Below are 26,027 nucleotides of genomic sequence, written 5' to 3' on the forward strand. Positions count from 1 at the left end.
AACGATCAGGCGGGTTCGGCGACAACAGGTATCGGGAACTGCTTCGCTTGCCGTTCGACCGGCGTCGCGGGACGGATCTGTCCGCGCTCCTCGACGAACGTCACGGTGTTATCGGCCTGATCGCTGTTGACGAAATGGCGGAAGCGCTTGCGCGTTTCAGGATCGGTCACGGCCTTCTTCCATTCGCATTCGTAGGTCTCGACCACGTGCCGCATGTCCGATTCCAGTTCCGCCGCCACGCCCAGGTGATCGTTGACCACCACGTCGATCAGATAATCGAGGCCGCCTTCGAGGCTCTCGCGCCACACGCTGGTGCGTTGCAGACGGTCGGCGGTGCGCACGTAGAACATCAGGAAGCGGTCGATGTAGCGCACCAGCGTTTCGCGATCGAGGTCCGACGCGAGCAGTTCCGCGTGGCGCGGCTTCATGCCGCCGTTGCCGCACACGTAGAGGTTCCAGCCCTTCTCGGTGGCGATCACGCCGACGTCCTTGCCCTGCGCTTCCGCGCATTCGCGGGTGCAGCCCGACACGCCGAACTTGATCTTGTGCGGCGTGCGCAGGCCCTTGTAGCGGTTCTCCAGTTCGACCGCGAGACCCACCGAATCGCCGACGCCATAACGGCACCACGTCGAACCGACGCACGACTTCACGGTGCGCAGCGCCTTGCCGTACGCATGGCCCGATTCGAAACCGGCGGCGATCAGTTCTTCCCAGATGAACGGCAACTGTTCGACGCGCGCGCCGAACAGATCGACCCGCTGGCCGCCGGTGATCTTCGTGTAGAGGCCGTATTTCTTCGCCACCTGGCCGACCGCGATCAGGCCGTCCGGCGTCACCTCGCCGCCCGCCATGCGCGGCACGACCGAGTAGGTGCCGTCGCGCTGGATGTTGGCGAGGTAGTAGTCGTTGGTGTCCTGCAGCGACGCGTGCTCCTTCTTCAGCACGAACTCGTTCCAGCACGACGCGAGAATGCTCGCCACCGTCGGCTTGCAGATGTCGCAGCCGAGCCCGCGGCCGTGCTTCGCGAGCAGTTCGCCGAAGCTGCGCACGCCCTCGACGCGCACGATGTGATACAGCTCCTGGCGCGAGAACGGGAAGTGCTCGCAGACGTGGTTGTTGACCGCGAGGCCCTGCTTCTTCATCTCGGCCTTCATCACCTGCGTGACGAGCGGCACGCAGCCGCCGCACGAGGTGCCGGCGCTGGTCGCGCATTTGAGCGCGCCGATGTCGGTCGCGCCCGCGCAGACGGCCGCGCACAGATCGCCCTTCGAGACGTTGTTGCACGAGCAGATCTGCGCGGCCGCGGGCAGCGCGTCGACGCCGAGTCCCGGCTTCGCCTTGCCGTCGCTCTGCGGCAGGATCAGGAATTCGGGCGCTTCCGGCAGTTCGATGCGGTTCAGCATCATCTGCAGCAGCGTGCCGTATTCGCTGGCGTCGCCGACCATCACGCCGCCCAGCAGATACTTGCCGCATTCCGACACCACCAGCTTCTTGTAGACCTGCTTGCGCTCGTCGCTGAACTGGTAGGCGCGGCTGCCCGGCGTGGTGCCATGCGCATCGCCGATGCTCGCGACGTCCACGCCCATCAGCTTGAGCTTCGTGCTCATGTCGGCGCCGGCGAATTCGGCCGGCTCGCCGAGCAACTGCTTCGCCACCGTGCGCGCCATGTCGTACCCCGGCGCGACGAGGCCGAACAGTTGACCGTTCCACAGCGCGCATTCGCCGATCGCGTAGATGTGCGGATCGCTCGTGCGGCAGGCGTTGTCGATCACGATGCCGCCGCGCGCGCCGAGCGTCAGGCCGCTGTCGCGCGCGAGGTCGTCGCGCGGACGGATGCCGGCGGAGAACACGATCATGTCCGTGTCGAGGTGCGTGCCGTCGGCGAACTGCATGCGGTGCGTGCCGTTTTCGCCATCGACGATCGCCGTGGTGTTCTTCTGCGTGTGCACCGTCACGCCGAGTTCCTCGATCCTGGTGCGCAGCACGCGGCCGCCGCCTTCGTCGACCTGCACGGCCATCAGGCGCGGCGCGAATTCCACCACGTGCGTCTGCAGGCCCATGTCGCGCAACGCCTTCGCGCATTCGAGACCGAGCAGCCCGCCGCCGACCACCGTGCCCGTCTTCGAGCGCGCGCCGCATTCCTGCATCGCTTCCAGATCGTCGATGGTGCGGTAGACGAAGCAGTCGGCGCGCTCGCGGCCTTCAACCGGCGGCACGAACGGATAGGAACCGGTGGCGAACACCAGCCTGTCGTACGGCAGCGTCTCGCCGGTCGATACCGTCACCGCGCGCGCGGCGCGGTCGATCGCGACGGCCTTCGCGTTCAGCTTCAGCAGCACGTTCTGGCGTTCGAAGAAACCGGGTTCGACCAGCGACAGGTCGTCCGCGCTCTTGCCCGAAAAGAATTCGGACAGATGCACGCGGTCGTAGGCGGGACGCGGTTCCTCGCACAGCACCGTGATGTCGAGGCCGTGCGCCGCGTCCTGCGCGAGGCATTCGACCAGTTTGTGACCGACCATCCCGTGACCGATAACGATGATTTTCATGACCGCGCTTTCCTCAATGTGCTGGGCTGGATTCGCCGCCGCGTGGCAGATGGCGAAAGTGATTCGGAAAATAAAAACGGCGTCCCGCGGATGCAATCGCCTGTGCGACTGAATTCGTGGGACGCCGTTGTCCAAAAACAGTGATCTGGGGAGAAACCTATTGCTGCAAGCTGGCCGGATCGCCCTTGATCCGCCGCCTCTTCAACGCAAAGCCCATGCCATACGACGAAAAACCGCGCCGCCGCCCCGCCCGGTGGGCTCGCGACACATATCGCAACGCGCGACCGGTCAGCAGGAGTTGACGCATTCCGATGCACGAAGGCGCAATGATGGTGCGGCGCAGCACCTTCTCCGTGCAGCACGCCACTTCAGACGCGGCGCGCTTCACGCCGCGAGTCGTCCGCGAAAGTCGGTGGGGCGCTCGTCCTCGCGACTTGTCGCGGCTTCATCGGTGAAGGCTCGCCCGCACGCACCGGCTCGCGCGAGAGGGCGAGTCCGTCAACTGGCAACGCCTTGCGTGCTGGCGGCGGCCAGCGCGCGCTCTCTGAGCGCCGCCTCGCGTGCCGTGTGTTCGCTGCTGAACCGCACTGCCAGCGCGCACAAAGCGGACAACGTGACCAGGACACCCAGCATCGCCAGCGTCTGCTGGACACTGCCGATGCCTTTCATCAGGAAACCGGCGGCCAACGCGCCGACGTTGCCACCGGCGCCGATCACGCCCGCCACGCCGCCCAACGCCTTGCGGTCGATGAACGGCACCAGCGCGTAGGTCGCGCCGCAAGCCATGTGCGTGAACAGACCGAACACCAGCATGGCGATCACGGCGAGGGCGATGCCGTCCGCGTGCGCGAAGGCCACGAGGCCCACGCCTTCGCCGACCATCAGCCCGAACAGCAAGGTTGAACGGACGCCGAGACCTCGATGCGTGGCAACCTTGTCCGACAGCCAGCCACCCAGTGCGCGGGCAAACAGCGCCAGCAGGCCGAAGCTGCCGGCAGCCATGCCCGCGGCCTTCAGCGACAGATGGAAATGATCGACGTAATAGATCGCCGCGACGTTGTGAATGAAAACCTCGACGCCGAAACAGGCTGCGTAGGTGATGAACAGCATCCACACGCGATAGTTCCCGCAGGCCGCGCGAAAGCTCGCCCAACCGCCCTTCTTGCCGCCCTCGATCGGAATGCCGCGCGCTCGCAATTGCGCGAAGTTTCCTTGCGGGCAATCCTGCGTGAAGCGCCAGTAACACACCGCCATGACCGGCATCGCGAGGGCCGGCACCACCAGCGCGAGGCGCCATGCCGAGGCGTGCTCCACACCGAGCGCCATGATCGCCGCCAGCAGCAAGGGCACGAGTGCTTGCGCCGCGCCCGCGCCGGTATTGCCCCATCCGGCGGTCGCCGCGTTGGCGGTGCCGACCACGTTCGGCGCGAACATCATGGACGTGTGGTACTGGCTAATGACGAAGCAGGCGCCGATCGCGCCGATGCACAGACGGCACAGCAGGAAGCTTTCGTAGCCGGTGGAAAGCGCGGCGCCGAGCAGCGGAAATACACCCGCGAGCATCAGCCCGCAATAGACCTTGCGCGGGCCGTAGCGATCGCATAGCGGACCCACCACGAGGCGCACGAGGATCGTGACGGCGACCGCCGCGATGCTGATATTGGCGACCTGATCGACGGAAAGCCCGAACTCGCGCTTGATGAGCGGCATCAATGGCGCACAGGCGAACCATGCAAAGAAGCAGACGAAAAACGCCATCCAGGTGAGATGGAAAGCGCGCATCGGTGGCGTGCGCAGGCTGAAGAGTTCGATGCGAGTTGCTTTGTCCGTCATCGTCGTTCCACAAAAAGAAAAAGCGTCCCGCGAGCCCGGTCAGATGACCGGGTTCGGGGGACGCCGTTGTCCAAAATGCCGTAGGGGTTGTTGCGTGTACTTCGAATGAAGCTAGATCGACTTTGATCCTATGCGGCTCTGTATGCACATGCCGTGCCACATAGGAAAACTCAGTGCCTGGCTTCCGCGAAGCGGGAGAAAGCGATGCGCCGTGGCGGATTCTCTCGGCGGCACGACGCTTTTTTTAGCGTCGTCGCGCACAGTCGAGGTGCAAGGCGGCACTATTCGCGTGCGGTGATGCAGGCGGCGATAGTCGCGAACGCGTCCATGACGCGACCTAGAAATCTGCGACCTTGCCCCATGCGGAGCCGCTGAATCGGCTGGGCCGATACGGTATGGGATCCACGATCGGTTCGGCGCCGGTGGCAAGGTCGGCGATCAGGTGGCCCGCGCCGGGACCGATGCCGAAACCGTGTCCGGAAAAGCCTGCTGCCAGAATCAATCCCGGCATGTCCGGCACTTCGCCAATACCGGGAACGCCGTCCGGCGTGCTGTCGACGAAGCCGGCCCACGCGTGCGTGATCTTTGCCTCGCCAAGTTCGGGCAGCAGTTCGACGGCGCGGCGGTAGGTTTCCCTCACCGTCGGCAGATCGGGCTTCGGGTCCAGAATGCGCACCCGCTCCATGGGAGTCGGCGCATCGAGCCGCCACCGCTTCAGCGTTTCGTGGCCGCCACGAATGCCTTCCAGGCCGCCCGGAAGAAGGTTGCGCCAGCGCTTGGCGAACATCGGCACGAACTGTGGGGCGAAGCGCATGAACTGTGGCGTCACGTCCACGCGCGCGCGTCCGCTGATGGCCAGTGCGTAGCGTCCGTCGTTGCGGCGCGTCACGGACACGCCGGAGGTGAACAGCGCATCCGGCAAGCGATTTTCCACGGGGGACACGCTAAGGATGGATTGGCGGATCGAGGCCTGGGGGAAACGGATGCCGAGCTGGCGGCAGAACGAGGACGCCCAGGCGCCACCGGCGAGCACAGCCGTCCTCGTCTTGATGACCCCGGCTTCCGTGACGACGCCGCTGACCCGCCCGCCCTCCAGCTCGATGCCGCGGGCCGCGCAGTGCTGGTGGACGCTGCCGCCGAGCTTCATGAGCGCACGTGCCACGGCCGGCGCAGCCTTGCCGGGATCGGCGGTGCCATCGCTGGGCGAGAAGACGCCGCCTTTCCAGGCGCGGCCGGTCGCCTGCCCGCGCTGGGCGGCTTGGCGGCTGTCGAGCATGTAGGTCGTCACTCCGGCGGTCTTCGCGAAGGCGCGCCAACTGGACCAACGGGACAGCTCGGCCTCGTCGTTACTCAGATACAACAGCCCGCAGCGATGAAAGCCGGTGTCTTCACCGGTTTCGGCGGCAAAGCGTTCCCAGAGATCGAGGCTCTTGCTCGCCATCGGCAATTCGCGGGCGTCGCGGTTCTGCTGCCGGCACCAGCCCCAATTGCGGCTCGACTGTTCGGCGCCGATCCTGCCCTTCTCGACCAGGGCGACTGAAAGCCCGCGCTGCGCCAGGTAGTAGGCAGTGAAGACGCCGATGATGCCGCCCCCGATCACGACCACGTCGGCCGCGGCCGGCAACGTGGGCGAAGTCTCGATGTGGTTCAGCGGAGGGGACATGATTAATCTCGCTCGATTGAAGCCTGGACGTTTTGAACAACGTAGAACTTCGCCACCCGATCGCGGCTTTCCCACCCGACCGGTGCGCCCCGGGGCACGAAAAGCGCGTCGCCGGCGCGGAGCGACAGCACGCTGCCATCCGGCGCCGCGAACCGCACGCTGCCGGCCAGGAGGTGCATGAACTCGTTCACGCGATGCGGGCGAACAACCCGGTGGTAGGGCGTCGAATCCCACGTGCCCGCGAGGTACTCCGCGGCGTCGTCGGTGAAGACATTGTCGCTACGGCATTGCGGGGCCGGGCCCAGCAGCACCTCCGCAGGTAGCGAAGCGGACGGCTTGAAGTCGGCGTCGGCGCGCAGGGGGATGAGCCCGCGCTTCGTCGGTTTCTCGCAAGCGGCCGCGCAAAACACGAAACGCACGCGGGATTCGGCCCGGACGCGAAGCGCCGTACCGCCCCCGATGACCGCACCCGTTTGCGGACCGAGCACCAACGGGGCCGCTCCGGCCGCTTCCAGCGTGAGCTCTCCTTCGACCACGACGATGGTTTCAAGGTGGGGAAAGCTCGCGACGTTGAGCTCGCCAATGAGGCTGGCGCGACCCGCGATCATCGAGTCCGGTCCTTCCCACGCGATTTCGCGGATTCGCCCAAAGGGGTCGTCCTTGCCGAACGCCGCCCTGCGGAACGAGGTTGAAAGCGGTGCGCCGTCGGCGCGATGCAGCACGAAGGCCACGGTCATTGTTTGCTCCTGCGCATTGCACGATGATTTCACTGAAGACCTGGAAGGCAGTACTGGGGACGAGCCGCCGGAGCTGCGCGATCCCTCTTCATGTCGAGTATTTGACCAGCGCAAAAAGTCAGGGTGGCGCTGATTTGCGCGGGAAAAAAACACAATCCGCCCGTTGTTGGTAATGCTGGCGGCACAGTCTGCGGTGAATGGCCCAAGACGGTTGCTGTGTCGGGTTTTTACGTTAGTCTCCGCTGAACCCACTATCGAACTTGGGTTCCAGCGGAAGGTGCTGGCTGGTCATGCGTCGCGGGATCGAATGTGCCGAGGTCATCACGTCGTAGCTCGACGAGACGCGCGGAGTTTCGTGAGGCTGCGCATCAAAGCTTCTTGAACATGTATTCGAAGGCGCGCTAGTTCGGATCGAGAAGCCCGGTGAGTTGCTGATAGTGTCGATCAAGATCACGCTCGCGGATCATCGTCGCGAGGACTTCGTGCGCTTCATCGCCCCGAGCGGAGTGCCAGCCGCGTCCGCGACGCATGCGTCCGGCAGCACTCGCCCGGATCGCGTTTGGCACCCTTCCCCGCAACCTCAGAAAATCTGGGTCCACGCCAGCGCGGTCGAGGGCGGCACCGGGCCGGCGACTGCATCGTGGTGTCCGAGCAGTTGCACCCCATGCCACACCTGGTTATGCGTCGCCGCAAGACGGACCCTTGCCGTAAAGATGGCAAGGCCCGTGCCGCATGTGGACAAATACACACGCGCCGGTGCCGCGTTCGCAGCCATGCACGCATGCACCGTGGCGAGAAAGACAGATTCATTGATATCCACCGTGCCGGGAGCCGCGTTCCCGATCTCGGTGTCGTTGCCATGCGCCACGACGATGATCGTCGAGCCAGCGGGGATATTGAGCCCCCCGTGGCTCACCTGCGCCCATGAATATCGGGTGACCGCATTCCCCCACGCCGCATCAAGCTGCGTTTGACGAATATCGGCATCGGTAGACATTTCGAGTACGTACACCATGATTGCGTACCTCACTGTTGAACTGGGTGTGATTCGGAACAACCTGAGTCTTCGAGACTCGAGGTCATCCTAGGTTCGCAAGCAATCGAAAACGATAGGTCAAACGTCATGAATGGAGCCACGTGTCTTTTGGGGCAACGCGGACTGAGCTTCGGCGTGGGACGTGTCGCCGAAATACATCTGATAGAGAATCGGAAAGGTGATGAATGCAGCTCCGTATATCCCGCCGCCGGCACGACGGAAGTGAAACGCTTTCGTCGCCATACCTATGAAAGCGTTTGATGAGCGGATGCCAACCATCGAACGTGCGATCAACCGCACGAGAACATCGCCTACCCCCAATGGCTGCAATTTGCCCACCTGCACGGATCTCATCTCTGGAATCGCCGGGCTGGTCTGTATAGAAGTAGCTGGCGGCTATGCTTGCGGCGCCTCGTTTACATCGGTCGAATGCGCCAGTTCCTTCTGGGCCTCGAGCATGGCGAGACGCTCGGTCAGGGCTTCGTGAACGAGTGCGTATGCGTCACTGCCCAGCGTGAGCCGCTTCGGCGCAGGCTGCAGGTCCGCCGACGCGATTATCGCCGCCGCAACCTTGCGCGGATCGCCCGGAAACATCGCGAGGCCGGCTGTCGCGGCCATGCGGCGAAATTCGCCCGCAGGCGTCTTGTCATATACGTCCAATGCCTGCGCCATGTCCGCGCTCGATGAGGCAAAGCTCGTGCGCGATGCGCCAGGCTCAACGAGCGTTACCTCTATGCCGAACGGCGCGATCTCCGGCATCGTGCCTTCGAAGAAACCCTCGATGCCCCATTTTGTCGCGGCGTAAACACCCATCGTCGGGTACGCCGCCTGGCCGACCGACGACGAGATCTGGATGATTCGACCGCCACCTTGCCGCCGCAGATTCGGGATCGCCGCACGCGCGACCTGAATCGAACCGAGCAGATTCGTATCGATCTGCCGCTCGATCTGCGCGTCGCCGACTTCTTCCGCCGCGCCGAAGAGCGCATAGCCCGCGTTGCTTACGACGACGTCGATACTCTGCAGTTCCGAAAACGCGCGGTCGATGACCTTACGCACCGCTGAGCTGTCCGTGACGTCAAGTATGGCGACCCAAAGACGTTCGCCATACTGGGCGGCAAGGTCGTTGAGAGCATCGGGCTTACGAACCGTCGCTGCGACGCGGTCGCCGCGCTGGAGAAGAAGCTCTGCAAGCTCCCGGCCAAAACCGCTACCTGCACCTGTGATGAACCATGTCTTCGACATTTCATTACCTCTGTATGGTCAAGCCGTTCGCGCGGTCAGTCTGCCGTTTGCAAAGCTGACTTATCGCAAGGCTACGTTTGGGATCGCAACGCAAGGTACGGCCGATGCGAACTGCACAGTCGACGAAACAAACAGAGAGGCGATCATTCGACGGAAGAAGCCGCCCCATTGTCGACCTTCATCCGCGAAAGATTGCGGCGTAGCGAGGCCACATTTTTGGGCCCGTTCATGATGCTGAACTGATGCTGCGCTTCAAGCCAGAGCGGCGCCGCCCGTTCAAAAAGTTCAGTTCCCTCCGGGGTGAGTTCGACGATACGGATGCGACCGTCCGTGGGAGACGGCCGCATCGTCACGAAACCATCGCGCTCCAGAAAGCCAATCATCTTTCCCATGGCTGTCCGTTCGATGTCGAGTCGCTCGGCGAGCGCATTGACCGAAGCGCTCTGCTGCTCATTCAGGGTCGCCAGGATGAGAAACTGCGTGATGCGAAGGCCGGACGGCTGGAGAAAAGCGTCGTAAAGGCGCGAGATCTGACGGGCGGCCTTCCTCACCGTAAAGCAGTTGCATTGATCGATCCCGATGGGTTGGTTTTCCGGCAGCATCTCGTGTCTTCCTCAACGTTGGTTAAATTGCCCAGGCGCCTCGCGCGTTCGTCAGGCAAACGCGCTCCGGTATTTTCCGATGAACGCCGGGACCGAAAGCGCCGGCGTGCCGGTGATTTTCTCGACGGCATCGTTAGTACCCTGGAACACCCCTTCACGATAGTGCTGCGCGACTTCAACGAGGTGCTGCACAAGGAACGGAGGGAACTTGTACACCTGCTCCATCTGTTGCTTGAAATCCTCGATCGAAGTCGGGGCGTATTCGATCGTCGCGCCGAGCACCTCACTCATGGCTGCGGCGATTTCCGTGTGGTTCATCTCGACCGGGCCGTGGAGCGTGTAGGTCTTGCCGCCATGCTCTGCCGGATTCGCCAGAATGTGAGCGATGACCCTGCCCTGGTCGTCCGAGCTGATTGGAGCGTGGCGACCGTTTTCGAACGGAAAATCGATTTTCTTCCGGGCCCAGATTTGCTTTGCAAAATGCGGATAGACGAGCCAATCCGCAAAGAATGTGGGGCGCAGATGCGTGGTAGGCACACCGGACCAGTCGAAGACCCGCTCGGAAATCCAGTGGTCCTGCGCGGCATGGCTGGTCGACTCGCGCCGCGCTGAAATCTGCGACATGTTGACGATCGCAGCGACGCCGGCTTCCTTCGCGGCCAGCGCGAAATAGGCTGCCGCTCCGACAATCCCCGGTGCGATCGGGTGAAGGAAGTAGGCGGAGCTGACACCCTCCATGGCTGCGCGGATGTCGTCGATGTCGGTGAAATCCCCGACGGCGATGTCAACGCCGCGCGCCCGCAGCGCCGCTGCGCGTTCATCATCCGAGCGCACGTAAGCGCGGACGCGCTTACCCATCCGCAGCAATTCGTCGAGGGCTGCACCGCCGGTACGGCCGGTTGCGCCGCTTACAAGAATGGTCGATTCGTTCATGGCTTTGATCCTCCGAAGGGTTAAGAGCATTGGCTCATGTGAGGCACTATAGAAGCATATGCTCCTATATGCAAGTTTTTTTTGCGGACAGCTTTTGTTCGCCTTGAGCGAAACACCTCGCCTCTCACGGAGCCTGGAAGAAGGCCGCGCTAAAAAGCTGCCATGCCGCGAACGACGCCTGGCCGCGCACTGATCCTTGCGTACCAGGCGCGAGCAGAGGGAGTTCGGACCAATCGAGGTCCTGCCTCACAGCAAAGGCACACGTATAGGCCGCGATGTCTGCGAGTGTGAACCTATCACCGGCGATATAGGGGGCGTCGACCAAGAATGGTTCGGCCTGAACGAGCGCCTCGATGGAACGAGCAGCAAGAAATTGAGCGCCCGGTTCGTTGCCTTGTTGCGTAAGCGCGAAAGCACTGCCGTTCGGCGCAATCACTTCGGTAATGAAATAGAACAGACGATCGAAAAACAAGGCTACCTCCTGGCCCGGATCGGGCGTTAGCCTCTCCCGCGATCGACTCGCCGCATAGAACATGATCGCGTTCGATTGGGTAACGACGAGGCCTGTCCCTGCCTTGCCTTCTTCGACCATGATCGGGACAAGGCCACGCGGATTAAGCTCCCGGAACGCAGCAGTCTTGTGTTCCCCGGCCCTCAAATCCACCCGGCTGACGGAATACGAAATGCCAGCCTCTTCCAGGGCGATGGCCGCTCTTCGGCTGTTGCCTGTTTGTGCTCCGTAAAGACGGATTGCCATGAGCGCATCTCCTCTTGACCTTCGGGACCCCAACCGCGGTGATCCATAGCTACCGACCGATATCGGCCCGCCAGGTCACGGAACACGGCATCCCAGCTTCGGCTTGACCCGCCTTAGTAATGCAGAAACAGGAGCGCGGCCGCCCTGGCGGAGAGCGCGCCAGCGGTGCGCTACCTCAGCTTTCAAACGGTGCATCATTAATCAGGTCGCACACGTTCGGAATCTCGAAACCGTGTACATGGCGACGGCCGATATCGGCGATCCCGGTACCGACGGTCGTATGGGGTTTTCTTCTGGCGACTTCAGCCAGCGCTTCGGTAAACGCCGCTTTAAATCCAACGCGCGGATAGAGCGCGAGCGTGTCATCGATCAGCGACGGCGTGACTTCGTCCAGAAACAGTCCGAAGACGTCGAGATGTGCGCCCATATAGACGAGAGCGATTTCCGGCTGCTTGCGGTCGGCGAGGCCGCCAGCGGAGTGAAGCGCGATGGCGTCCCACACGAGTTGCGTTTTCGCTTCCGGGTAGTCATGGGCCAGCAAAAGGCGGCTGGCCGCGTCGGCACCATCCACCTCAAAGCGTTGGTCGGCAGAAAATTCATCCGTAAGGCCAAGGTCGTGAAGCAGCGATGCGAGATACACCACTTCCCTATCGTATTTCAAACCTCGCTTCCTACCCAGGAATTCGGCGAACCACCATGTCCGATGCACGTGATGCATCATCGCTCTGGAATGGACGCGCTCGACGAGCAAAGCCGCCTTCGTGGCGATCTCCGAATCTGGAGCACTCACCTCCCCCACAATCACACGTTGACGCATTGCATACCCTCCGGGTCATGCGAACTTACAGAGCGATCCAGTGTAGGCGGTTCGTCAATAGCTCAATTGACAGATCGCGGACGATTTCTGCCACAATCGTTCTCCCTATGTCCCGATACGCAGCGCCTCTTTCAATGAGAAAACGGACGAAACCGGTCGCCCCGCCTGCAGAGCCGGGACAGAAGCGCGTCGTCATATTGGGTCTGCCACCGGTGGATGCGCTCGACGTGATCGGTCCAGCGGAAGTATTCGCCTGGGCGAATCAACTGCACGGCGGTGAATCTGCCCCATACGTGCTGGAACTGGTTTGCTCAGCGGTTGATGTGCACCTGGACAGCGAAACAGGTATTGGCCTCAAAGGCCATAGCACGCTCGAGCAGGAGGGTCATGCGAACAAGCCGATTGATACCTTACTCGTGACTGCGGGCTCCAGGACGTTCGAACAGATCGATCAGGCAGCGATAGACTGGATCCGGACCCGCTCACCGACAGTACGTCGCGTGTGCTCCATATGTGTTGGAGCATTCGCCCTGGCTGCCGCAGGCCTGCTGGACGGACGCAGGGCGACGACGCATTGGGGCGTGGCACGGCGCCTGGCGGAGCGCTATCCCAAGGTACGGGTCGACCCGGCTCCTATCTGGGTGAAAGACGGCAATGTGTACACGTCGGCCGGCATATCGTCTGGAATCGACCTCGCGCTCTCGCTGGTCAGCGAAGATCTGGGAAATGACTTCGCCTTGGAGATTGCGAAGAATCTGGTCCTGTTCTTCCGTCGCCCCGGCGGACAGGCGCAGTTCAGCTTCGCACTTCAGTCACAGAGCGCGCACAGCCCAGGTCTCGGCGAGTTATGCCTCTGGATCGGTGAGCATCTGCATATGGATCTCACAGTCGAGGTCATGGCAGCCAGAGCTTCAACGAGCGTCAGAACGTTGATACGCATGTTTCAACGAGAATTGCAGACCACGCCCGCAAGATATGTCGAAAACGTCCGGCTGGAATCCGTTTGCCGTTCACTTGCGCTTGGCGAGCGATCGATGCACGACGTCTGTCGTCGGAACGGTTACCACAGCGTCGACGTGCTAAGGAAGGCATTCACACGCCGCTTCGGCGTGAGCCCCACAGAGTACGCTCGGCGCTTCGGCAAAAGCGCCGAGCCGATGCAGTCCGGTTGACATTAGCTGCTTATCCTGCACTGCCGGTGCGATACCCGCGCGCGTGCTTCGATGGCAGAAGACGAGCAGATTCAAGAAAAGTATCAGGCGATACGCCCGGTACCGTCGCGAGACGGCACGTCGCGCACGACCTCGATCAACTCACCGCTGTTGATCTCGTAGAAAAAGCCATACAGCTTGATATGTTTCGGCACGGCAGGGCTGTCGCGAAGCAGCTTCACGTCGTGCCTGAGCGATTCCTCATAGTTCATGATCGCGAGACTATCGTGATCGAACATCGTCGAGATGTCGGTGTGATGGCAGTCGTGGTACTTCCCGATGAGCTGGTCAGGCCTGAAGGCCGTGGCGCCGCAGAATGAGTGGTGGACGACGACGATGTTCTGCACGCTGAACAGGTAGTCCATCGTTGCGGCCGACTGCAAACCTGACGCGGCACGACCTGCCGCGCAGTAAACAGCAAACAGCGTCCGGGTATGTCCGATCTTGTTGCCACGTTCGTCAAGAATGTTCTCGCCCGGGTAAATCTCATTACCGAAATGTTTGGCGACCACCTGGGGTACTTCCGACGCTCGCGGATCGAAACAGCAGATGATCATCGTCTTCATCGGGATGACTTCGTTGAAGCCCTGAAAATTATCCTGGTCAAACCAGGGTTGCGTCCTGAATTCAAATTCGCTGTACTTCATCGTCATTTTCCTGCTCCAAAATGATGTGTGACTGCAAAGTAAGAGCGCTGTGACTTTGACACGCGGTCGCTGCCGACACTGCGTTCGTCCTTCAGCGCGAATGAAGTTGTGCTCTCGATACCCGCCAAGTTATCGTGGTTCAAACGAAGCGCAGTTGCCTGCGATCAGTTCCCCTGGCATATACTGGCAAACATCATGGGATTTTTGAGCAGCGGCGCCGTCGCGGGCGACACCGCAATCCAGATTCCCATTGCCCAGAGAAAGCTGGCGATTGGAATTGCCAGCTTCTCGCCCTTGGGCAAAACCTTCTCAGCGAACATAAACAGTGTCAGCAATGCCATCCAGGTGAGGCTCATGACGCCGACCGCGAACATCACTGCCATCAAAGCCCAGCAGCAGCCGACGCATACCAGGCCGTGCCGGACACCCATGGCAACGGCGCCCGCGCTACCTTCCCGCCAGTAGCGCCCAAAAAACGAAAGAGGCGTGCGGCATCCCGTCAGGCACACATGCTTCAGGGACGAGATCTGATAGACACCAGCGATGACCAACACCGTCCCGGCAATGTACGGACCCGCGCGATTCCACGCGATCATTTCCGGGCTGATAGTTCGAACCAGCAAATCCAGGAGGTATGCGGCAAGGCCGTAGGCGATCCACGCGACGCCGTAGCCTGCAATGAAGCTGGCGACGAGACGCACAGGCGCGACCGATACCCCGTTACGCGACCTGAGCACTGCCGCGAATGCCGCGACGTAATTCAATTCCGACGGCAGCATCATCGCGGTCAGCATGACTACCCAGCCGACGAGAAAGGCCGGCAAGTTGTGTAGCGGCGTTCCCGGTCCCTCGTCCATGCCGGCCATGAATACCAGTACGCCGAGCCAGGCTGCGAGGCTGGCTAGCAGGACGACCATCGTCCAGCCGAGTACGGGTTGGCCCCGGCCTAACGCGGACACCGCTGATCGCGATAAGGAAGGAACGGCCCTCATGGCGCGTCCGGACCATGCCAGTCGAACGGGATATGCTTGCTCGCCTGACCCGCCGGGATGTTCTGGTCAAAGCCGAATCCTTTCCAACGGCCATTCACGCTCTTGCCCCACGTCACGGCTCCGTCGGTCGGACCGACTTCGCTGCCCGGCGGGTTGAAGCTTTGCAGCCGTTTCGTCGGATCCGAGGTTGGCCCGCTCAGCGCGACGCCGCTCGCATCCACCTTGTCGCCCACCGTCACGCTCCAGTGTTCCAGCGAGCCGTCGATCTCTACCGAGATGTTGGCGAACTCCACGCCCCGCACCGCGCTTACCTTGGCCGGCACGAACTGTGTCATCCAACCTCCAGCCTGGCCCGTGAAGATCGCCACGAGCGCCCGCCTCTGATCCTCGTTCGCGGCTTCGTCAAAGAACACCCCTGTCTCGAGCTTGGCGCCATCCCAAAGATTTCCGGTAAAGCCGGAAAGGAGGACCACCTTCAGGCCCGCCATCGGCGTCTTGCCGTAGTAGCCTTCATTGATTCTGTACGCCCATAGCACTTCACAGTGATTGCCGGTCGGAGCTTGCGCGAAGGTGCAGGGACAGGGTGTGTTACACGAGCACACGTCTAACCACTCGCCGGCGATCCGCCACTCCGGAATCGCCATCACGCTTTCAGCTACCTGATCTGCCATTGCACGCCCCTCTGGTTGACGACGGAAAAGTCTGGACATCATGAGGCTCGCGCAGGATCATCACCAGTGTCGAAATCGACATTAAACGTGGCAATACCGACACATGGCTTTACATCCGACAATCGAAATTGGCATCGTCCACTATCCGGGCGCGCAACTCGCGGCGATACATGGTCTGAGTGACCTGTTCGAAGTCGCGAATGGCTTCGTCGCGCAACGTCACAGTGAGGGATCGGCCCTTCTGCTGGTCAGTCAGTGGCGAACCCGTACACGCGGCAAGGCACCTGTCAGAGACTCTGGCAAGGGCGAAAATGCAGACAGGTCACCTGCAGTCATTCTGTTGCCGCCAAGCCTTGGCGGACAGATCAGTCACGACGACGCGGCGCCATTCGTTGACTGGTTAGTCGAACATCATCAGACGGGGACGACGCTCGGCTCCATGTGCGGAGGCGCTTTCCTGCTGGCTGAAACAGGGCTTCTCAACGGACGGACGGCGACGACGCACTGGGCTCACGCCGACATCTTCCGCACGCGGTTTCCAGATGTGCGCCTCGATATCGACAGGCTCATCATCGATGATGGCGATATTATCTGCGCCGGCGGTTTGATGGCATGGATCGACCTGGGTCTGAAGCTGGTCGACCGTTTTCTGGGGCCGACCATCATGGCCGAGACGGCTCGGTTTCTTCTGGTGGATCCTCCCGGGCGCGAGCAACGCTATTACAGCGCTTTCTCCCCGAACCTGACCCACGGCGACGCCGCCGTGCTGAAAGCGCAGCATTGGCTCCAGGCTACCGGGGCCAAAGAAATCACTCTTGCGTCGCTCGCCTCATCTGCCGGACTCGAAGAGCGAACCTTCCTGCGACGATTCAGGAAGGCAACGGGGCTGACGGCCATCGACTACTGTCAGCAGTTGCGCGTCGGCAAAGCGCGCGAAAGGCTGCAGTTCACGACGTCGAGCATCGAGACGATTGCATGGGAAGTGGGCTACGGAGACGCCGGCGCGTTTCGCAAGATTTTCATCAGAGTCACGGGGCTCACCCCCGGTGAGTTTCGCCGACGGTTCAGCGTCACTCGGCGCTAGAACGGCCGCGGCGTGCGCCCAAAAGCAGAGCAAACGACCAGACTTTAGGCCCCCCCGATCCGGCGAACGAACACGTCTTCGCGATCCGTCAGTAATCACTGCCGCATCTCCGAAAATCGAGGCGGATGTTCGCGTCTTGATCTTCACGCGTGCGAATTTGCATGAAGTCAGCCATGTCGGAGTTGCGTCGTCTTCAAACGCGAGTTATGCAACAACGCTTTCGCTCATCGCTTCTGATAGGTGCCGATCAGTTCGGCGTGCGCCAGTAAGTGCCCCTGCATGGCCTTTTCGAGCGCCGCCTTGCTGGGGCTTTTCAAATCGGGCAGCACGGTGTCGAGCGCATACAGCTTGTGGAAATAGCGGTGGCGTCCCACTGGCGGGCACGGGCCGCCGTAAGCAGCGCGTTTGAAGTCATTGGTGCCTTCGAGCGTGCCGCGCGGCAATCCGCCCGCAGCAGCGCCCTCGGATAGCCCGATGGCCGTCGGCGGGATGTTGTAAAGCACCCAATGTACCCAAGTCATTTTCGGCGCGGCCGGGTCCGGCGCATCGGGGTCGTCGACGATCAGCGCCAGGCTTTTTGCGTTCGAAGGCACGCCGGACCACGTGAGCGGCGGGGAAACATCGGCGCCCTGGCAGGTATTGTGTGGGGGAATCTCCCCGTTCTGCTGGAAGGCTTGCGACGTCAGCGTGAGAGTCATGGCGCGCTCCTCGGCGGCAACAGTGGATGCCGGGCCCGGTGGGAAGATCAAGGTGATGAGCAAGAGTGCCAACAGGCCACGCGGGGCCGAAGTCCAAGCCGCCTTGTTCAAAGCTCTCGAGGTGGTGTTCAGCACGTTGAAGTCGCTCATCGCCACGCTTCGTACCTTGTCCGTGACCGCAGCCGTTCGTCGGTGCGCGCTCTGCGCGAGTCTTGACGGAAATCGAAGCGAGACTTTTATCGTGACATAAGTTCCGCGCGAACAAAAGTGGCGGTGCGAGGCGATTGCCGTGTATCGGTCCCGGTATCGGTTATGGCAGGCATCCGCGGAGCCGCAATACACACACCGGGCACACTCAATCGATGGCGCGTGCCATTCATCCGATGATGCAACGCGGCAATCGTGCATTGGGGTCGGTTCGTATGCCCGGCTCACTTGCTGCCTGTGAATAACGAGGCGAGCCCGTAGCCCCCTTGTGCACGCCGGCATCGTCCAGAATCGGGTTCGCACGCGCTGCGGTTCGAGTGCGCAAGGCAGCCGTGTTCGTGCGGTAGCGCTCATGCACGTGAACTCCGGCACGGATACGATATCTGAATGAACATGGAGGGCGGTCATGACCGCGACTGCCAGTTTTCATATCGGCTACACGCAATACCTTGGCCCCGACGGTGAGCCTGTCCAGCCGTTGCCTGCGTTCGCACAGGACCCGACGGCGCTGATTCCCCTTTATCGCGCGATGGTGCTGACACGGGCGTTCGACACGAAGGCGGTTGCGCTTCAGCGTACCGGCAAGCTCGGCACCTTCGCATCGTCAGTCGGCCAGGAGGCGATTGGTGTCGGCGTCGCCAGCGCAATGCAGCCTGACGACGTGCTGTTTCCTTCGTATCGCGATCACGCGGCGCAATTGCTGCGCGGCGTCACCATGACGGAAAGTCTGCTGTATTGGGGCGGCGACGAACGCGGCAGCGACTTCAGCGTGCCCCGCCACGATTTCCCGAACTGTGTGCCGATCGGCACGCAGGTATGCCATGCCGCCGGCGCGGCCTACGCGTTCCAGTTGCGTCGCGAACCGCGCGTCGCGGTGTCGATATTCGGCGACGGCGGCACGTCCAAGGGCGACTTCTACGAGGCAATGAACATGGCCGGTGTCTGGCAGGCTCCGCTCGTTCTCGTGGTCAATAACAACCAGTGGGCGATCTCCGTGCCACGCAGCCGCCAGAGCGCCGCGCAAACGCTCGCGCAAAAAGCGATTGCTGCGGGAATCGATGGGCTGCAGGTCGACGGCAACGACGTGATCGCGGTGCATCAGATGGTCCACGCGGCGCTCGCCAAGGCTCGCCGCGGCGATGGCCCGACGCTGATCGAAGCGCTCAGCTATCGCCTTGGCGATCACACGACAGCCGACGACGCGACACGCTATCGCGACGCCGAGGACCTCAGCAAGCAATGGACGTACGAACCGTTGCTGCGCTTGCGAACTTACCTGATGCGCGCGAACGTCTGGGACAAGGCGCAGGACGAGCAACTCGGCCGCGCGTGTCTTGCGCAGGTCGAGCAGGCCGTCGACGCGTATCTGGCGCAACCACCGCCGGACACCTCCGCCATGTTCGATCATCTGTATGAGACCTTGCCGTTGGCGATGCGTGAGCAACTGGCGATGGCGCAGCGATTCGCGCCTTCCGCGGGGAACCGCCATGGCTGATCTGAACATGGTCGAAGCGCTGAATCAGGCGCTCGCCTACGAACTGGCGCACGATCCAGACGTCGTGCTGCTCGGCGAGGATATCGGCGTGAACGGCGGCGTGTTCCGCGCGACGATCGGCTTACAGGCGCGATTCGGTGCGCAGCGGGTGATCGATACGCCCTTGGCTGAAACCGGCATCGCCGGCACCGCGATCGGCATGGCGGCGATGGGCTTGAAGCCGGTCGCGGAGATCCAGTTCAGCGGGTTCATCTATCCGGTCATCGATCATGTTCTGAATCACGCGTCGCGTCTGCGGCACCGAACCCGCGGACGGCTGACGTGCCCGCTCGTGATTCGTGCGCCGTGCGGCGCGGGGATTCACGCGCCGGAGCATCATTCCGAAAACCCTGAAGCATTGTTCGCCCACATCCCCGGAGTGCGCGTCGTGACACCGTCGTCTCCTGCACGCGCGTATGGTTTGCTGCTCGCGTCGATCCGCGACCCGGATCCGGTGATCTTCTTCGAGCCGACGCGGCTCTACCGGCTCTTCAGGCAGCCAGTCGAGGATAACGGCGAAGCGTTGCCGCTCGATAGCTGCCTGACGTTGCGCGTTGGGTCGGATCTCACCATGGTGAGCTGGGGGGGCGCATTGCAGGAAGTGCAGGCCGCCGCCGATCTGCTTGCGCAGGAAGGTGTGACGGTCGAGGTGATCGACGTGGCGACGCTCAAACCGCTCGACATGAACACCATTCTCGCGTCGGTGGCGAAAACCGGACGCTGTGTGATCGTGCACGAAGGCTCGCGAGCCGGAGGGGTCGGCGCGGAAATTGCCGCCAATATCGCCGAGCGCGGACTGTACTCGCTGCTCGCGCCGGTGCAGCGCGTCACCGGATACGACGTGGTGGTGCCGCTGTACAGACTCGAGAATCAATATATGCCAGGCACGGAGCGGATCGTCGCCGCGGCCAGGCAGACTCTGGAGGCGTCGTGAAGCCATGAAAGTCTTCAAACTGCCCGATCTCGGAGAAGGCTTGCAGGAAGCGGAGATCGTCGAGTGGCACGTCACGAGCGGCGACGAGGTTCGCGCGGATCAACCCCTGTTGTCGGTCGAAACGGCGAAAGCGATCGTCGAGATTCCATCGCCTCAATCCGGCCGTATCGCGAAGCTGTTCGGCCAGCCGGGCGACGTCGTGCATCTGGGCGCGCCGCTCGCCGCATTCGAAGGAGAAAGCGACGAAGCCGATGCCGGCACCGTGGTCGGCCACATGGAGGTCGGCCAGCATGTGGTGCGCGAAGCGCCGGCGGCGCCTGGCGGCGGCACGGGTGCGGGTGCCGGCGTGATCAAGGCGGTCCCGGCGGCGCGAGCGCTCGCGCGCAAGCTCGATATCGATCTGGCGATGGTGACGCCATCGGGGCCGGACGGTGTCGTCACGGCGGCTGACGTGCAGCGCGTCGAGAAGGTTCTCGCCGCGCTCGGGCCACCCGAAGTGCTGCGCGGCGTGCGGCGCGCGATGGCGCAGAACATGGCGCGCGCGCAGAGCGAAGTGGCGGCGGCGACCGTCATCGACGACGCCGACATCGAGGCATGGCCGCCGCATACCGATGTCACGATCCGGCTGATCCGTGCGCTCGTGGCCGGATGCCGCGCCGAGCCGGGGCTCAACGCATGGTTCGAGGGACACACGGGGCGGCGCCACGTGCTGGAGAAGATCGATCTCGGCATCGCGGTCGATCTGCCGGATGGCCTCTTCGTGCCGGTGTTGCGCGACGTCGCGCATCGCGACGCAGCGGATCTGCGCGGCGGGCTCGACCGGATGCGAGCCGACATCCGGGCACGCAGGATCCCACCGGAAGAACTGCGCGGCAATACGATCACGCTATCGAACTTCGGCATGATCGCCGGTAAATATGCGGCTCCAATTGTCGTGCCGCCCACGGTCGCGATTCTCGGAGCCGGCCGCATTCACGAGCAGGTCGTGGCGGTAGCCGGCGTTCCCGCCGTGCATCGGATCTTGCCGCTGAGTCTGACATTCGACCATCGGGTCGTCACGGGTGGCGAGGCGGCGCGTTTTCTTGCGGCGACGATGGCGGATCTGCGGATGGCGCAGTAGCCGTGCTCGCGTGTTTGGATGCTCTCGCATCGGCGGCTTCATGGCTGATGATCCGCTGTCTCAGTGCGTCCCCTGCCGGTCAATTCCACCGCGATAAAGCGGGAAAAGACTCAACCATTCGAAAATGCGTTCGCGCGCTTCTGATCAGCGCATGAGACGCCGACGAAGGAGCGCGGTCGAGAGGAGAAACGCGCACAGCGCGTACACACAGAGCGACCCCGCGTGCCACCAGCCCTCATCGGGGAGACGTCCGAGCATGAGCGGACGGATGAGCGCTACCGCATGAGTGAGCGGGAGCAGATCCGCGACCTGCCGAAAACCATGCGGCAATCGAGCGATTGGAAACACGCCGCCGCAGAAGAACAACATCGGCGTCAATACGAGCGTTTGATAAAAGACGAAGTAGTCGTAGCTCGGCGAGACCGCAACCACGATCATCGCGAGGGCCGCGAAAGCCAGGCCGGTAATGGCAATGATGGGCAAGGAGAAGAGCATTGCGGGCCACGCGGAGTAACCCATGACTGCCGAAACCAGCATGATTGCGGTGCCGGACAACAGCGCCTTGCTACCGGCCCACACGACTTCGCCCAGCACGACGTCGCCGAGTGTCAACCGGGTGTGCAGGATCGCGTCCCAGTTGCGCTGAACGTGCATGCGAGAGAAGCTCGCGTAGATCGTTTCGAAGCTTGCCGTCAGCATCGCGCTCGATGCGACCATGCCGCCTGCGAGAAACGCGATATACGACGTGCCGTCGACGCGCCCGACCATGGCTCCAAGGCCCAGGCCGAGCCCGAAAAGATACATCATCGGATCGGCGAGACTGCCGACCATGGAGGCGAATGCCAGCCTCTTCCAGGCCAGGAAGTTTCGGCGCCAAACGGCGCCCCAGTTCCAGGCATTCCTTGGCCACACGGGCAGGCGCGAATCGCTCATGGGTTCAGTCCCGCAGTTCCCGGCCCGTCAGACGCAGGAAGACGTCTTCGAGATTGGCGGGCCGCTGTGCGAATCGCAGTCCGGCACAGCCGCGTAGTTCGCGTCGAACCGCCTCGACGTCGGGTGCGTAGCAAAACAGCGTGGTTCCAGCGGATTCGATATGCGCCGCGTGGGGAGCGATTCGTGCGCGCAGTCCAGGCGGCGTCGGGCCGTATATCTCGATGACATCGGCGCCGATCTGCTCCGCGATCAGGATGCTCGGTCTTCCTTCTGCGATCTTTCGCCCCTTTTCGAGCACACACAGGGCATCGCACATCCTCTCGGCTTCCTCCATGAAGTGCGTGGTCAAAAAAATTGTCTTGCCGCGTGCCACCAGTTCACGCAAGCGCCCCCAGATGAGGTGCCGCGTCTGCGGATCGAGCCCCGTCGTCGGCTCGTCGAGGACCAGCAAATCCGGATCGTTGACCAAGGCGCGCACGAGCGTGAGACGTCGCTTCATGCCCCCCGACAGCTCGGCAACCCGGGCGTCGGCCTTGCTTTCGAGGCACGCGAATTCCAGCAGCTCAGGGATCACCGACGCGATTTTTCGTGCGCTCATGCCGAAATAGCGGCCAAACACGAGCAGATTCTCCCGCACCGAAAGCTCGAGATCGAGATTGTCGAATTGCGGCACCACGCCAACGCGTGTCCTCGTCAGATCTGCGTACGCGGGAATCCGGCTGCCGAGCACGGCGATCGTGCCCGCATCCGCAGGGGCCATCCCCAGCAGCATGCGCATCGTCGTGGTCTTGCCCGCCCCGTTCGGTCCGAGAAGTCCAAAGCATTGTCCCCGCGGCACCGTCAGCGACAGCGCATCGACAACCGTCTTGCCGCCATACGTCTTGACGACTCTATTTAGCTCGATCGCAGGTGAGACCATGGTGTCGATAAAAAAGGCGTGAGCAGGTCGGGCGACACATGAAGACCGGATGGCCCTCTGGCTTCATCACATGGGCTCCGTCGACTCGGCCTGCGAGCAGACAACGATTTCCCCGTCGTAAGCGGCATCCGGCATTTGCGCTTTGTGCTCGTCGCGCGCAGTCGCACGTGTCGTGCGCGACAGCCAATTGCTGTTGTCGAGCGTCAACAGCGCCCATGCCTTTACCGGCAGCAGCATGAAAATGTTGACGAAGGTATGCACCGTAAAGCCCAAAAATCTCAGTTGCCGGGCGCGCCATGCGACAACGCCGCAGCGCAGGACGGTCATCGCGGTGAGGACGACGATCGCACACCACGGAATAGTCGCGCTCAACGCAATTTGCGCGAATGCCGTCAGCACCGAGAACGCCAGCAACAGCGGGCCGAGTTGCAGGCCAATCGTGTCGACGGTGATGTAGCGATCGAGGCGTGGCAGCAGGCGCCGCGCAAGCAGCGAGTCGCGGTAGGTGCTGCGCGCCCAGCGAAGCTGTTGCAGCAGATAAGGCCCAAATCGCTCCGGCACCACGGTCGCCGCTATCGCATCGGGAACATACACCGTGCGCAGTCCCGCCATCAGCATGAGAATCGTCAGATGGCGGTCCTCGCCGAAATCGCTCCGTCTTCCGCGGAAATACTGCGTCTCGTATTGCTCGAGTACGCTGGCGATGGCGGACCGGCGGTAGATGGCGCATGGGCCGCAGCAACACATGACGGCGCCCAAATGGGCCTGCGCCGTGCGCTCCTCGTTGCATGCGATCCAGTACTCCATGTCGATCAGCCGCGTGAGCCAGGTGGCGCTCCGGTTTTGCGCGACCAGTTGACCCATGGCGGCACCGACGGTGGGATCGGCCATCGCGTCGACCAACTTGCGCACGACATCCGGGGCGATGACGGTGTCCGAGTCGACGTTTATCACCAGTTCGCCGGTCGAGCGATGTATCGCGGCGATCTGGGCCTTGCGCTTGCCGACATTGCGCGGAAGCAGAACGAAGGTGAACCTTGGGTCGCCGGCCCATGTTTCGTGCACTGGCACGACGACATCCCGATTGCTGGAACCATCGTCCACGAGATAGACGCGCAACGTGCCCGGGTAGTCCTGCGCCGCCAGCGAACGCAAACACGCCGCGAGGATGGCCGGGGCCTCGTTGTAGCACGGGACAATCACGTCGACACTCGGCCAGCTTGCGCGCGGTGCCGCGCACCGCGCGCGCGTCGAACGCCCGGCCCGCAGAATGTATAGCGCCTGCATGCCTTTGTAGCCGATGGCGAGCGCCGCATACGATAGGACAGCGATCGCGCCGACGATAGCGAGCGTGCTCATGGCATGTCAATGTGGGTATTGCGAGGTGATATCGCGCAGCGACAGGGGAGCGGCGCAAATACGAAGCCGCGATCATGCAACGCCGGAATCAGGCGGCGGACCGCCATGATGGTCTGGTCACGCAAGCCGCGATGACCGTCCGGCGGCAGTTCGTCCGGCGGGCAACCGTCGTGCAGCAGAATGACGGCGCCGGGGCAGGCAGCGTCCAGTACGGCCTGTTCGATTGCGTCGACGCCAGGGCATGACCAGTCGCATGGATCTATGGTCCAGGTCAGCGGTTCGAGTTCCAGCCTCGCCGATGCAGCCCGCGCTTGCGCTGTCCAGATTCCGTACGGCGCGCGCACGTAATGTAGGGATGCCTGCGGGCAGATCGACGCGATGACTTCGTTCGCCCCGCCAATCTGCCGGTCGATCTCGTCCGGTGTGCATTCAGAGAAGTCCGGATGCGTCATGGTGTGATTGACCAGCCCGTGGCCTTCCGCAACGATCCTGCGGATCAGGTCGGGATATTCGGCTGCGTAAGCGCCAATGATGCAGAAGGTAGCGGTGACCTCGTGCTCCGCGAGCACGTCGAGCAAATCGGGCGTGGAAAACGGATTGGGCCCGTCATCGAACGTCAGGAAAATCGCCTGCTCCCGTTCCCTGGCTTCTGTACTGTCCAGTTCAAACGCAGCCGATGCGCAGCACGAGGAGCGTCGTCCGCGGATGCGCGTCATAGCTCCGGCCCGTTGCGGTCGATGAGCGTGCCAGCAGGCCAATCGTCCATCGAGCATTCGATCGGAATGACAGCAACCAGCACGTCTTCAACCCGCATCTGCGGGGTTTCGAACGCCACTTGCGGGGCCGTGGATCGCACGCGCATGCCCGACAGAACACGCCCGTGCCCATGTCGTCCCATTCGTTCGAGATGCCGTCTCAACTCATGACGTACCGTCCCGAACCCGAAAGGAACCTTCAGCATTCGTAGCGTCGGATAGACGACGTTCATTGCGGCGTGGCGACTGACTCCGGAACCTTCGAGATCGGAGCGAACCGCGTACAGCCCCACTTCGGCAACGAACTGATCGACCGTGCCGAGTCTGATGAACCTGCGCAGCACGCCGTAATGGGCGGCGACTCCGCGCGCGTCGTAACCGATGATTCGCAGTTCGGGCCGCGCCCCGGCCCAACTGCGGTTGCCTTCGAAAATTCGCGCGTTCGACCGGTTCACGGCCCCGTAAACAACTCGAAAGAACTCAGCGAGTTGCGCATGATCGTCCGGCCGTAATTCGTTCTCCCAGTATGTTTTCCAATGCAGGGGCGGCCTCTCGCAATGGTCCTTATCTTCTATGGGGTTGCGCTCATTGAACGGCGACATGCGTCTTGTCCTCGGAAATCTGTTTGAGTTTCGCTAACGAGGCGTCTTCTTGATATCGGGGAACGCGGATGACGACTATTTCGATTACTACTGGCGGCGCTTTGTCAGTTTGAAAAGGAAGCTATCAACACGGAGCTTGTTCATTTTTGAAACGGGAGTGGTGCCGGATTCCGCTTCTTTTCCTGGCTGATA

At 62.4% G+C, this 26,027-nt stretch carries 26 protein-coding genes; 6 read left to right on the top strand and 20 right to left on the bottom strand.

Annotated elements, in window-relative coordinates:
- Window positions 1–5: 5 nt before the first annotated feature.
- Window positions 6–2,546, bottom strand: coding sequence for a nitrite reductase large subunit NirB (gene nirB / locus ACOCG7_RS13575; RefSeq protein WP_421375893.1), 2,541 nt, complete (start codon window positions 2,544–2,546; stop codon window positions 6–8).
- Between nirB and ACOCG7_RS13580 the strand changes: the two genes are divergently transcribed.
- On the top strand, window positions 2,523–2,690 hold the full coding sequence (locus ACOCG7_RS13580; protein ID WP_421375895.1) for a hypothetical protein: 168 nt from the start codon (window positions 2,523–2,525) through the stop codon (window positions 2,688–2,690). The genes nirB and ACOCG7_RS13580 overlap by 24 nt on opposite strands.
- A gap of 354 nt (window positions 2,691–3,044) precedes the next feature.
- Here the strand turns inward: ACOCG7_RS13580 and ACOCG7_RS13585 are convergent, their stop codons facing one another.
- From ACOCG7_RS13585 to ACOCG7_RS13630, 10 genes are all read right to left on the bottom strand, one after another.
- Complete coding sequence (locus ACOCG7_RS13585) at window positions 3,045–4,379, bottom strand: MFS transporter (protein WP_421375897.1); 1,335 nt, start codon at window positions 4,377–4,379, stop codon at window positions 3,045–3,047.
- Between the two features lie 337 nt (window positions 4,380–4,716).
- Entirely contained in the window at window positions 4,717–6,042 is a 1,326-nt protein-coding gene (locus tag ACOCG7_RS13590; RefSeq protein ID WP_073430717.1) for an NAD(P)/FAD-dependent oxidoreductase, read from the bottom strand.
- 2 nt (window positions 6,043–6,044) lie between these two features.
- Entirely contained in the window at window positions 6,045–6,779 is a 735-nt protein-coding gene (locus ACOCG7_RS13595; RefSeq protein WP_421375900.1) for a cupin domain-containing protein, read from the bottom strand.
- Window positions 6,780–7,359: 580 nt separating this feature from the next.
- Window positions 7,360–7,794 (bottom strand): hypothetical protein, encoded by a 435-nt coding sequence (locus tag ACOCG7_RS13600; protein WP_154872874.1) that lies wholly within the window; start codon window positions 7,792–7,794, stop codon window positions 7,360–7,362.
- A gap of 99 nt (window positions 7,795–7,893) precedes the next feature.
- Window positions 7,894–8,169 (bottom strand): hypothetical protein, encoded by a 276-nt coding sequence (locus ACOCG7_RS13605; protein ID WP_073430714.1) that lies wholly within the window; start codon window positions 8,167–8,169, stop codon window positions 7,894–7,896.
- A gap of 42 nt (window positions 8,170–8,211) precedes the next feature.
- The gene (locus ACOCG7_RS13610) at window positions 8,212–9,060 is read right to left on the bottom strand and encodes an SDR family oxidoreductase (protein WP_083081569.1); all 849 of its coding nucleotides are present in this window, start codon (window positions 9,058–9,060) and stop codon (window positions 8,212–8,214) included.
- A gap of 143 nt (window positions 9,061–9,203) precedes the next feature.
- The gene (locus ACOCG7_RS13615; protein WP_073430712.1) at window positions 9,204–9,662 is read right to left on the bottom strand and encodes a MarR family winged helix-turn-helix transcriptional regulator; all 459 of its coding nucleotides are present in this window, start codon (window positions 9,660–9,662) and stop codon (window positions 9,204–9,206) included.
- 51 nt (window positions 9,663–9,713) lie between these two features.
- Window positions 9,714–10,595, bottom strand: coding sequence for an NmrA family NAD(P)-binding protein (locus ACOCG7_RS13620; RefSeq protein ID WP_073430711.1), 882 nt, complete (start codon window positions 10,593–10,595; stop codon window positions 9,714–9,716).
- A 124-nt stretch (window positions 10,596–10,719) separates the two neighbouring features.
- Entirely contained in the window at window positions 10,720–11,352 is a 633-nt protein-coding gene (locus ACOCG7_RS13625; RefSeq protein ID WP_421375903.1) for a glutathione S-transferase family protein, read from the bottom strand.
- Between the two features lie 175 nt (window positions 11,353–11,527).
- Window positions 11,528–12,169 carry an HD domain-containing protein gene (locus ACOCG7_RS13630; protein WP_073430709.1) on the bottom strand — a complete coding sequence of 214 codons (642 nt, stop codon included), beginning with the start codon at window positions 12,167–12,169 and terminating at the stop codon, window positions 11,528–11,530.
- Between the two features lie 134 nt (window positions 12,170–12,303).
- Here ACOCG7_RS13630 and ACOCG7_RS13635 point away from each other — a divergent pair, with 134 nt between their 5' ends.
- Window positions 12,304–13,341 (top strand): GlxA family transcriptional regulator, encoded by a 1,038-nt coding sequence (locus ACOCG7_RS13635; RefSeq protein WP_073430708.1) that lies wholly within the window; start codon window positions 12,304–12,306, stop codon window positions 13,339–13,341.
- A gap of 83 nt (window positions 13,342–13,424) precedes the next feature.
- Here ACOCG7_RS13635 and ACOCG7_RS13640 read toward each other — a convergent pair whose 3' ends face one another.
- From ACOCG7_RS13640 to ACOCG7_RS13650, 3 genes are all read right to left on the bottom strand, one after another.
- Window positions 13,425–14,027 (bottom strand): carbonic anhydrase, encoded by a 603-nt coding sequence (locus ACOCG7_RS13640; protein WP_421375906.1) that lies wholly within the window; start codon window positions 14,025–14,027, stop codon window positions 13,425–13,427.
- Window positions 14,028–14,191: 164 nt separating this feature from the next.
- On the bottom strand, window positions 14,192–14,944 hold the full coding sequence (locus tag ACOCG7_RS13645; protein ID WP_421375908.1) for a DUF2182 domain-containing protein: 753 nt from the start codon (window positions 14,942–14,944) through the stop codon (window positions 14,192–14,194).
- A 71-nt stretch (window positions 14,945–15,015) separates the two neighbouring features.
- Window positions 15,016–15,690, bottom strand: coding sequence for a DUF1326 domain-containing protein (locus tag ACOCG7_RS13650; RefSeq protein WP_200799521.1), 675 nt, complete (start codon window positions 15,688–15,690; stop codon window positions 15,016–15,018).
- Window positions 15,691–15,793: 103 nt separating this feature from the next.
- Between ACOCG7_RS13650 and ACOCG7_RS13655 the strand changes: the two genes are divergently transcribed.
- The gene (locus tag ACOCG7_RS13655) at window positions 15,794–16,774 is read left to right on the top strand and encodes a GlxA family transcriptional regulator (protein WP_073430704.1); all 981 of its coding nucleotides are present in this window, start codon (window positions 15,794–15,796) and stop codon (window positions 16,772–16,774) included.
- Between the two features lie 224 nt (window positions 16,775–16,998).
- On the opposite strand, the gene ACOCG7_RS13660 is transcribed toward ACOCG7_RS13655, so the two are convergent.
- Window positions 16,999–17,472, bottom strand: coding sequence for a YbhB/YbcL family Raf kinase inhibitor-like protein (locus ACOCG7_RS13660; RefSeq protein WP_073430703.1), 474 nt, complete (start codon window positions 17,470–17,472; stop codon window positions 16,999–17,001).
- Between the two features lie 613 nt (window positions 17,473–18,085).
- On the opposite strand from ACOCG7_RS13660, the gene pdhA reads away from it, so the two are divergent.
- The 3 genes from pdhA to ACOCG7_RS13675 are packed head-to-tail and all read left to right on the top strand — an operon-like array spanning window position 18,086 to window position 21,267.
- Complete coding sequence (pdhA, locus tag ACOCG7_RS13665; protein WP_154872867.1) at window positions 18,086–19,174, top strand: pyruvate dehydrogenase (acetyl-transferring) E1 component subunit alpha; 1,089 nt, start codon at window positions 18,086–18,088, stop codon at window positions 19,172–19,174.
- Window positions 19,167–20,147: an alpha-ketoacid dehydrogenase subunit beta gene (locus tag ACOCG7_RS13670; protein ID WP_073430700.1), complete on the top strand. Its 981-nt coding sequence runs from the start codon at window positions 19,167–19,169 to the stop codon at window positions 20,145–20,147. Before pdhA ends, ACOCG7_RS13670 begins: the two co-directional genes overlap by 8 nt.
- Window positions 20,148–20,151: 4 nt before the next feature.
- Window positions 20,152–21,267, top strand: coding sequence for a dihydrolipoamide acetyltransferase family protein (locus tag ACOCG7_RS13675; protein WP_073430699.1), 1,116 nt, complete (start codon window positions 20,152–20,154; stop codon window positions 21,265–21,267).
- 144 nt (window positions 21,268–21,411) lie between these two features.
- Here the strand turns inward: ACOCG7_RS13675 and ACOCG7_RS13680 are convergent, their stop codons facing one another.
- The 5 genes from ACOCG7_RS13680 to ACOCG7_RS13700 form a co-directional block, all read right to left on the bottom strand.
- Window positions 21,412–22,200 carry an ABC transporter permease gene (locus ACOCG7_RS13680; protein ID WP_154872863.1) on the bottom strand — a complete coding sequence of 263 codons (789 nt, stop codon included), beginning with the start codon at window positions 22,198–22,200 and terminating at the stop codon, window positions 21,412–21,414.
- A 4-nt stretch (window positions 22,201–22,204) separates the two neighbouring features.
- Window positions 22,205–23,119, bottom strand: coding sequence for a nodulation factor ABC transporter ATP-binding protein NodI (nodI, locus tag ACOCG7_RS13685; protein ID WP_421375912.1), 915 nt, complete (start codon window positions 23,117–23,119; stop codon window positions 22,205–22,207).
- Window positions 23,120–23,185: 66 nt separating this feature from the next.
- Window positions 23,186–24,478, bottom strand: a complete 1,293-nt coding sequence (gene nodC, locus ACOCG7_RS13690; RefSeq protein ID WP_421375914.1) for a chitooligosaccharide synthase NodC — start codon at window positions 24,476–24,478, stop codon at window positions 23,186–23,188.
- Complete coding sequence (nodB, locus tag ACOCG7_RS13695) at window positions 24,475–25,194, bottom strand: chitooligosaccharide deacetylase NodB (RefSeq protein ID WP_421375916.1); 720 nt, start codon at window positions 25,192–25,194, stop codon at window positions 24,475–24,477. Before nodB ends, nodC begins: the two co-directional genes overlap by 4 nt.
- Complete coding sequence (locus tag ACOCG7_RS13700) at window positions 25,191–25,835, bottom strand: NodA family N-acyltransferase (RefSeq protein WP_421375918.1); 645 nt, start codon at window positions 25,833–25,835, stop codon at window positions 25,191–25,193. Before ACOCG7_RS13700 ends, nodB begins: the two co-directional genes overlap by 4 nt.
- Window positions 25,836–26,027: the final 192 nt, after the last annotated feature.

Origin of the sequence: Paraburkholderia sp. DD10, assembly GCF_049177125.1 — a bacterium.
Taxonomy (GTDB): Bacteria; Pseudomonadota; Gammaproteobacteria; order Burkholderiales; family Burkholderiaceae; genus Paraburkholderia; species Paraburkholderia terricola.